Origin of the sequence: Streptococcus sp. KR (assembly GCF_002238115.1) — a bacterium.
Taxonomy (GTDB): Bacteria; Bacillota; Bacilli; order Lactobacillales; family Streptococcaceae; genus Streptococcus.
Window position 1 is genome coordinate 1 of sequence record NZ_NGVM01000032.1, and the last position, 7288, is coordinate 7288.

At 37.9% G+C, this 7288-nt stretch carries 8 protein-coding genes; 4 read left to right on the forward strand and 4 right to left on the reverse strand.

The features are described from left to right. On the forward strand, positions 1-1470 hold a 1470-nt coding region (locus tag CBI42_RS10135; RefSeq protein ID WP_142294102.1), incomplete at its 5' end, for a G5 domain-containing protein. A 293-nt stretch (positions 1471-1763) separates the two neighbouring features. Here the strand turns inward: CBI42_RS10135 and CBI42_RS10140 are convergent. The 4 genes from CBI42_RS10140 to CBI42_RS10155 are packed head-to-tail and all read right to left on the reverse strand — an operon-like array spanning position 1764 to position 4528. After that, positions 1764-2072, reverse strand: coding sequence for a DUF5960 family protein (locus CBI42_RS10140; protein WP_049492896.1), 309 nt, complete (start codon positions 2070-2072; stop codon positions 1764-1766). Further along, positions 2065-2427 carry a hypothetical protein gene (locus CBI42_RS10145; protein WP_084861942.1) on the reverse strand — a complete coding sequence of 121 codons (363 nt, stop codon included), beginning with the start codon at positions 2425-2427 and terminating at the stop codon, positions 2065-2067. Before CBI42_RS10145 ends, CBI42_RS10140 begins: the two co-directional genes overlap by 8 nt. After that, on the reverse strand, positions 2424-3839 hold the full coding sequence (locus tag CBI42_RS10150; RefSeq protein WP_094753918.1) for a Y-family DNA polymerase: 1416 nt from the start codon (positions 3837-3839) through the stop codon (positions 2424-2426). Before CBI42_RS10150 ends, CBI42_RS10145 begins: the two co-directional genes overlap by 4 nt. A 2-nt stretch (positions 3840-3841) precedes the next feature. Then, complete coding sequence (locus CBI42_RS10155) at positions 3842-4528, reverse strand: XRE family transcriptional regulator (protein ID WP_094753919.1); 687 nt, start codon at positions 4526-4528, stop codon at positions 3842-3844. Between the two features lie 238 nt (positions 4529-4766). Here CBI42_RS10155 and CBI42_RS10160 point away from each other — a divergent pair, with 238 nt between their 5' ends. Genes CBI42_RS10160 through CBI42_RS10170 form a run of 3 tightly spaced genes read left to right on the forward strand, consistent with a single transcriptional unit; the run spans position 4767 to position 6859 of the window. Beyond that, positions 4767-5315 carry a YqeG family HAD IIIA-type phosphatase gene (locus tag CBI42_RS10160; RefSeq protein WP_094753920.1) on the forward strand — a complete coding sequence of 183 codons (549 nt, stop codon included), beginning with the start codon at positions 4767-4769 and terminating at the stop codon, positions 5313-5315. Beyond that, complete coding sequence (locus tag CBI42_RS10165; protein ID WP_094753921.1) at positions 5299-6135, forward strand: VanW family protein; 837 nt, start codon at positions 5299-5301, stop codon at positions 6133-6135. The genes CBI42_RS10160 and CBI42_RS10165 overlap by 17 nt, the downstream gene beginning before the upstream one ends. 58 nt (positions 6136-6193) lie before the next feature. Next, positions 6194-6859: a hypothetical protein gene (locus CBI42_RS10170; protein WP_049486648.1), complete on the forward strand. Its 666-nt coding sequence runs from the start codon at positions 6194-6196 to the stop codon at positions 6857-6859. Positions 6860-7288 lie beyond the last annotated feature (429 nt).

Consider the following 7288-nt stretch of genomic DNA (forward strand, 5'->3'; position numbering starts at 1 on the left):
AAGACTCAAGAAGACGTCAACAAAGCCCTCAATAACGCTCTTGAACAAATCAAGCAATTGCAACCTAGCCAACCAGAACAACCAGTTGAACCGAAACAACCTGAACAGCCTGAAATCAATTATGATAAGGCTATGGCTAGCCTGACTGAAGCTATCGAGAAAAAAGTGGCTGAGCTTGGTGCCAACAACGATGCTAAGAAAAAATTAGTTGAAATTACTGACAAAGCAATCGCAGCTATTCAAGAGGCTAAGACTCAAGAAGACGTCAACAAAGCCCTCAATAACGCTCTTGAACAAATCAAGCAATTGCAACCTAGCCAACCAGAACAACCGGTTGAACCGAAACAACCTGAACAGCCTGAAATCAATTATGATAAGGCTATGGCTAGCTTGACTGAAGCTATCGAGAAAAAAGTGGCTGAGCTTGGTGCCAACAACGATGCTAAGAAGAAATTAGTTGAAATTACTGACAAAGCAATCGCAGCTATTCAAGAGGCTAAGACTCAAGAAGACGTCAATAAAGCTCTCAATAACGCTCTTGAACAAATCAAGCAATTGCAACCTAGCCAGCCAGAACAACCAGTTGAACCGAAACAACCTGAAAAACCAATTACTTCTTCAATTCCTGAAGAAGGAGTTAAAGAGCTTACCTTCCAACTCCCAAGTTTGGATATTGTCAAGAAGGCAGTACCATTCAAGACTATCCGTCGCGAAAATCCACAATTAGACAAAGGGAAAGAACAAGTTCTAGCAGAAGGGAAAGATGGTGCTATAATCGAGTATGTCGAAGTAGATGGCAGCAATCGTAAGGTAGTTCAAACTGAATCAACTCCAGCTCTAGACCGAGTGATTGAAGTTGGGACTAAACAAAGTTCTGTAGGAACAGATACTCCACCAGTTGTGACTCTTCCTGAGTACCTTCTACCAAAAGAACCTGAAAAACCAATTACTTCTTCAAGTCCTGAAGAAGGAGTTAAGGACCTTGTCTTTAAACTTCCAAGTTTGGATATTGTCAAGAAGGCAGTACCATTCAAGACTATCCGTCATGAAAATCCAAACTTAGATAAAGGAAAAGAGAAAGTTCTAGCAGAAGGGAAAGATGGTGCTATAATCGAGTATGTCGAAGTAGATGGTAGCAATCGTAAGATAGTTCAAACTGAATCAACTCCAGCTCTAGATAGAGTAATTGAGGTTGGAACTAAACAAAGTTCTATAGGAACAGAGGCGCCACCAGTTGTGACTCTCCCTGAGTATGTTCTACCTAGAGAAACTGAAAAACCAGCTCCTGCAGTTGTAACAGAAGATTCACCAAGAAAAGATGAAAAAGCACCTGTTGCTACTACAGTTAAACAAGACAAGGAAAAACAACTCCCAGAAACTGGAGAGCAAGAAGCAAATGCCTTCTTATTCTTGGCTGCTATTACTTCAGTATTGTCTCTACTCATCTTCCAAAAGAATTTCAAAGACTAATTAAAATCTTTACTTAATTCTTTTCAATGATTCTAGCTCCCCCAAAGAGAAGGCCAGCCGGTCTTCTCTTTTTCTATATATAAATCAAAAAATATCCATAAATTTCTATGGATATCTTAGTATCTATAAAACAGAATGATTATTTGGGATAAGTATTTTCGAATTCAACTACGATATCAAGTACACAATCATCCAAAAAGATGGAGCTCTTATCTGATTTAATCAGAAATACCATAATAATCTGCTGCAAGCTCTCCGCAGATAACTACAATAGTGTACACCAGAGAACGAGCTCATCTCCTACCAAATCTACTAGCCACTATTTTAACTCCGGCATATACATAGATCCTATTTCTGGGACACTCTTTCTCCGTTACCACCCTAAAATAAAAACGATGCTCCCGCCCATCCTTGGCATTTCCCTTGTTTAAAACAAAGTAGTTTTTCTGATTCATCGCCATGGTTCGTAGGATGTCATCAATCAAGAAAGTCAAGGGTACGTTCATGGCAGAGTATTTTTGAAAATCCTCTTCAAAACGAATATAGTTATATGAAAAGTAATCCATCTGCAGTTTGTTTTCATACAGCTCTTTTCTAGTCATAAACTCCCTCCTCCCACAGCCGAATTTCTAGGATATCTGCAACATCTATCAACCTATATCCCTCGTTTGTCCTAATAGATAGAGTCTGATGTGATAACTCTCTCACCACACCGATTATAGTGATTTTCTGCTTCTTTTCCTTTAGCACAAAATTTCCCCTAAGTTGGCCAACATAAAGCTGAGAAAGCAAGTGAAACTTCTCATCTGGAGTCAAATCCGTCGAAAAATCAACACGACTTTTTTCTTCACTGAGCGAACTGGTGTGTTCTGAAAGGTAAAATCCCATCCACTTCTGCATACCTGGATCTTGATAATCTCGCGCAGATTGAAAAGGTAAATAAGAACGATCAATCATTTTAATCCATCTAATCCTCCAGCAGAATGTCCCCCAATCAGCTTGCTTCTAGCAAGACTCCTAGAGGCTTCTTCCAGTGCATTTGCTCTTAAAAGGGAAGTGAAACCAAATTGTTCCCGAATGGAGTCAATGGCCGTCTGGAGCCTTTCTTCTTTTTCTAACTTGTCAACATCATCAAAGAGAGATATCAAACCAAAGGACTCATCCACAAATCCTGAATAGTTGATTCCAACACTTCTGACTGCTCCTGAAGTGTATTTGTTATGAAATAACTTCAAAACATAATCCGTTAAGACAGCTGTATTATTGGTCGGTTCGACCTTCATTTGTGTGTGAATAGACGACCTGACCTCCTGTTTAGAGAAACCGACATAGATAGAGACAAGGGTTGTTTTCTTGCCAGACCTTCTCAATCTAATAGCCACCTGCTCCGCCATTTCCCGGAGAATAATTTCAATATCACGTAGCTTCACGTAGTCTCTCGGCAAGATTTGAGAATTCCCCAAGCCCTTGGATTTGGCTTTATAGGGCTTATGAACATTGCTCTCATCAATCCCGTTAGCATGAAACCACAAACGCAGACCAGCCTGACCCAGAGCTTTCTTTAACTGGTCTGGATTGCTGGTTGCCAATTCCTTGATGGAATAAATCCCCAGAGCATGCAAGCGTTTCTCCATCCGTCTGCCAATTCCCCAAAAATCCGTCATCTTAGGGATTGCCCAGACCTTCTCTTCCACATCCTGGTAAGACCAGTTGGCCCTCATGGTCGGAGTGTGCTTGGCCTCATTATCCAGAGCCAACTTGGCTAGTAAGGGATTGGCATTGGACATACCTACTGTAGAGTAGATCCCTGTCTGCCTCCAAATATCCCTCTGAATACGGGCAGAAAGCAAATCTAGCTTGTCTTTGCGAGAGAGACTCTTATCTGGGATGAAATAGTTGAGTGAACTAGTCAGATCAATAAAGCCCTCATCGATAGAGTAGGGATAAATATCATCTGGACCGCCATAGTTTTGAAAGATTCGCTGGATTTCCATATTGACTGCAATGTACTCGTCCATTCGAGGAGGGACAATCAAGGTAACTTGAGCCCAATCTTCGATGTAGCGAACATAGTCTGAGTCGGTAGGTAGCCCTTGCTTTCGAGCATTGTAATAGGAAAATTTTCGCGTTTTGATATCAAAAGGCAAATCATAGGCCCGACCAACATTTGACTTGCCAAAAATCTTCTTAAACAGGGGAGAGGAGGCTAGGATAAGACCAGTTGAATTATCCGCTCGACTCATGACACAAAGCGAGGTTTTCAGCGGATGTAATCCCCTTTTCACGCACTCAACACTAGCATAAAAGGATTTCATATCGACAAAGACAATGTCACTTTTGGGCTCTCTGGAATAATCAAAGTAGCCCATAGTTAACCCTCCATCGGCACAAAGTTCCCAACGATAATCCCCACAATCCGAGGATCTTCCTCATAGGAGATGAAAATATCTTTGTATTTAGGATTGATAGAGACCAGACGCAAGCCATCTTCCTCACGATAAACCCGCTTGATATAAGTCTGATTGTTGCAAACCACTGCATAAACCGCCCCATCATAGTCAAATCCTGTCTCTCGAATCAGAGCCACGGAGCCATTTTGGTATTTGGGTTCCATGGAGTCCCCAGACACCCAGGACGCAAAATCATGGGCTAGTTCCTCATTAAAGTAAACCGTATCAAAATTCTGATCATCGTAGACCGAAGCCCCAATCCCTGCTGACATGCGTTCATAAACACGGTACTCGTAGAGGCTCTCTGGCATCGCTGTTACTTTCTGGGCTTTCTCCTCTTGAGATAGGTTGCGAGCATAGAGAACAACCTTCTCCTGCCCTTGCTTGGAGAGGCTATGGTAGAGACGGACAATCTCGATCTGAGTAAAATATCCTTTGGATACCTTTAAAATGTTCTCTAACTGGGCTACCTTCTCCTTAGACGGTTCTTTGATTCCACGTTCCCAAGCTGAGTAAGCCTGGAAACTAATCCCAAGTTTCTCTGCAATTTCCCTCTGTGTCAGTTTTAACTCTTTCCTCCGAGCCTTTAATTTTTCTGGCTGATACATACTTCACCTCCTATTATGATAATTTAATGGACATTATCTCCCTTAGAAAGACTAATCGATACTTGAATCCATATTTTTAAAAACTCAACCAAAAAGGTTTAATTTTATTATATAAAAAAAGTGGACGGTTGTCTACTAGGAATATCTATTTCTGCTACACACTTAATAGTGGTATTGACCTTGTTCTATATATGTGCTAGAATTATTGTTATATATTCAATGAAAGGCTTTACACAATATGTTTCCATTCATGCCAGCAGCACGAGCAAAAACTGTTTTTGATATCCCCTATCAAAGATTATATCAACTTGGTTTTAAAGGATTAATTTTTGATATCGATCAAACTCTTGTGATGCATGGCGCCCCTGCTACAGAACAAGTTATTGAACTATTTCAAAATCTCAAAGCCATTGGTTTTCAAATTTTTCTTTTATCAAACAACGATGAAGAAAGAATATCAGAATTTAATCAACACTTATCTGTTCCTTTTATCCCTCTTTCGGAAAAACCAAATCCTAAGAACTTTAAAAAAGCTCTTGACATGATGCAGCTAAAGCCATTTGAAACAGTTATGATTGGAGATCAACTTTTTACAGATGTCCTGGGAGCTAGTCGGGCAAATATCTCCACTATCTTGGTTGATTTTTTATATGATCCTAAAGAAGGCGGAATTGGTAAAAAACGATGGGTTGAAAAATTAATACTTCATACTTACCCATTTTTGAGACAAAAAAATAAAAATTTAGATGTGATCAAAAAGGAGAAACAACATGGTTTTTTGGAATAAGGATCTATTATTTTGTGAAATTAGTCCTACAACATATAAAATCTCTTTAAAAAAAGAAAATCTAAAACGACATATCCAGAACTTTAAACAAGGAAAAAAATTCTCTAAGATTCGTCAAGAAAAGATATTACCTAACTTAGTTTCATCATATTCTACCCAACTGATAAAACGTGGTCCTGGAATTGATATTAATCTTCAAAAAGGAAAAGCTACCAACATACAGATTGCTAGTAAAAATCTAAATAACATTATCATTCATCCAGGAGAAGAATTTTCTTTTTGGAGTTTAGTTGGTAATACAACGAAGAAAAAAGGATACCAGGAAGGGCGAGTTATTATTAATGGGAAAGTAGAACCTGATATTGGCGGCGGGCTATGTAATTTAGCTAACTTGCTTCATCTTTTAATTGTTCATAGTCCTATGAAAATTACAGAATTTCATTCTCACTCTGATGCATTAGACCCTGATAAGGGGACTCGGAAACCATTTGCGAATGGAACTTCTGTACAGTATAATCATCAGGACTATCGTTTTAAAAATAATACTGACCAACTTATTCAATTGAGAACATGGGTAGAAAATGATATTCTCTTCGGAGAATTACGCAGTGAATCCCAATTCCCATTCACTTATCAGATAGTTGAAGAAAATCATCATTTCAAAAAAGAAGGCAATTATTACTATCGCAACTCCATGATTTATCGTGAAAAACTTGATAGAATAACTGAACAAACTTTGGAAAAAGAGCTTATTTTGAAAAATCATTCAAAAGTCATGTACGATCCAAAACTCATTCCTAAAGAAATGATTAGACAGTAACCTAAGTACTTTTATTTTTAAGAAAAATAACTTAGAATTAACATCAAAAGGAACATTTATGAACTCACCTAAATTAATTGTTATGCTGACGCATAATGATCACACAATTGAAAATGCACGAGAAATCTTCGAATCATGTAAGAACACCAAAGCCGAATTTTGGGGATTTAAAGAAAAACCACTTCCAATTTCGGAAATGAAGTCTTTATTTTCAGAAATGAAGTCTTACGGTAAAACTACTTTTCTTGAAGTTGTGGAATACGATGAAGAGAATGGTCTTCAAGGTGCACGAATTGCAAAAGAGTGCGGATGCGATGTTTTAATGGGGACTGTCTACTTTGATTCAATCAACGAGTTTTGTAAAGAGAATAACATAAAGTACATGCCATTCGTAGGAGAAATTAAAGAGCGTCCATCTATTTTGGAAGGTACTATAGAAAATATGATTTCTCAGGCGAAAGAATACTTAAAAAAAGGGGTCTATGGCTTTGACTTACTAGGTTACCGTTATACTGGCGACCCCTTGGAGCTAAATAATGCTTTTACTCAAGCCATACAAGCTCCCGTCTGTTTAGCCGGAAGTATTGATTGTTATGAACGGTTGAATGAAGTAATTGATACAAATCCTTGGGCATTTACAATCGGAAGTGCATTTTTTGAAAAAAAATTTGGTACAGAAATTCACGAACAGATTAATAATGTTTGTAATTATATAGAGAAATAAGGTAAAGTATACTTTGAAATTAATATGCTCTCCTATATCAAATAAATTTTACTTTTATATCAACAAACTACTCTCAAAAAGTGAGATTAAAAGTCTCACTTTTTGAGAGTAGTTTTGTATTTTGACTATCACTTTAGTAAATATTCAGCAAAAGATATTATAACTTTTATACTAAAAATAAGATCGAGCATTTTTAAAAATATGTATTAAAAATATTTCATGTTTCTGCTGTAAAAATCAATGGTGGAAATTCTTGATTTTTTATCAAAAAAAGACATCCAAGAGAAAACTCTTGAATGTCTGTAAACGTTGATATAATCGGTTCGATTAACGTTTTGAGGCAACTGACTTTGTCAGATTGCAGCCCTCATTTGTAAGCGACTAAAGTCGCAACAACTGTGTCAATTGCACCAATTTAGTAAGAAAGTA

What these genes read in the sequence shown, in the direction of transcription:
- CBI42_RS10155 (WP_094753919.1), bottom strand. Translation starts at nt 4,528, where the DNA reads ATGTATCAGCCAGAAAAATTAAAGGCTCGGAGGAAAGAGTTAAAACTG.
- CBI42_RS10145 (WP_084861942.1), bottom strand. Translation starts at nt 2,427, where the DNA reads ATGATTGATCGTTCTTATTTACCTTTTCAATCTGCGCGAGATTATCAA.
- CBI42_RS10170 (WP_049486648.1), top strand. Translation starts at nt 6,194, where the DNA reads ATGAACTCACCTAAATTAATTGTTATGCTGACGCATAATGATCACACA.
- CBI42_RS10165 (WP_094753921.1), top strand. Translation starts at nt 5,299, where the DNA reads ATGGTTTTTTGGAATAAGGATCTATTATTTTGTGAAATTAGTCCTACA.
- CBI42_RS10140 (WP_049492896.1), bottom strand. Translation starts at nt 2,072, where the DNA reads ATGACTAGAAAAGAGCTGTATGAAAACAAACTGCAGATGGATTACTTT.
- CBI42_RS10160 (WP_094753920.1), top strand. Translation starts at nt 4,767, where the DNA reads ATGTTTCCATTCATGCCAGCAGCACGAGCAAAAACTGTTTTTGATATC.
- CBI42_RS10150 (WP_094753918.1), bottom strand. Translation starts at nt 3,839, where the DNA reads ATGGGCTACTTTGATTATTCCAGAGAGCCCAAAAGTGACATTGTCTTT.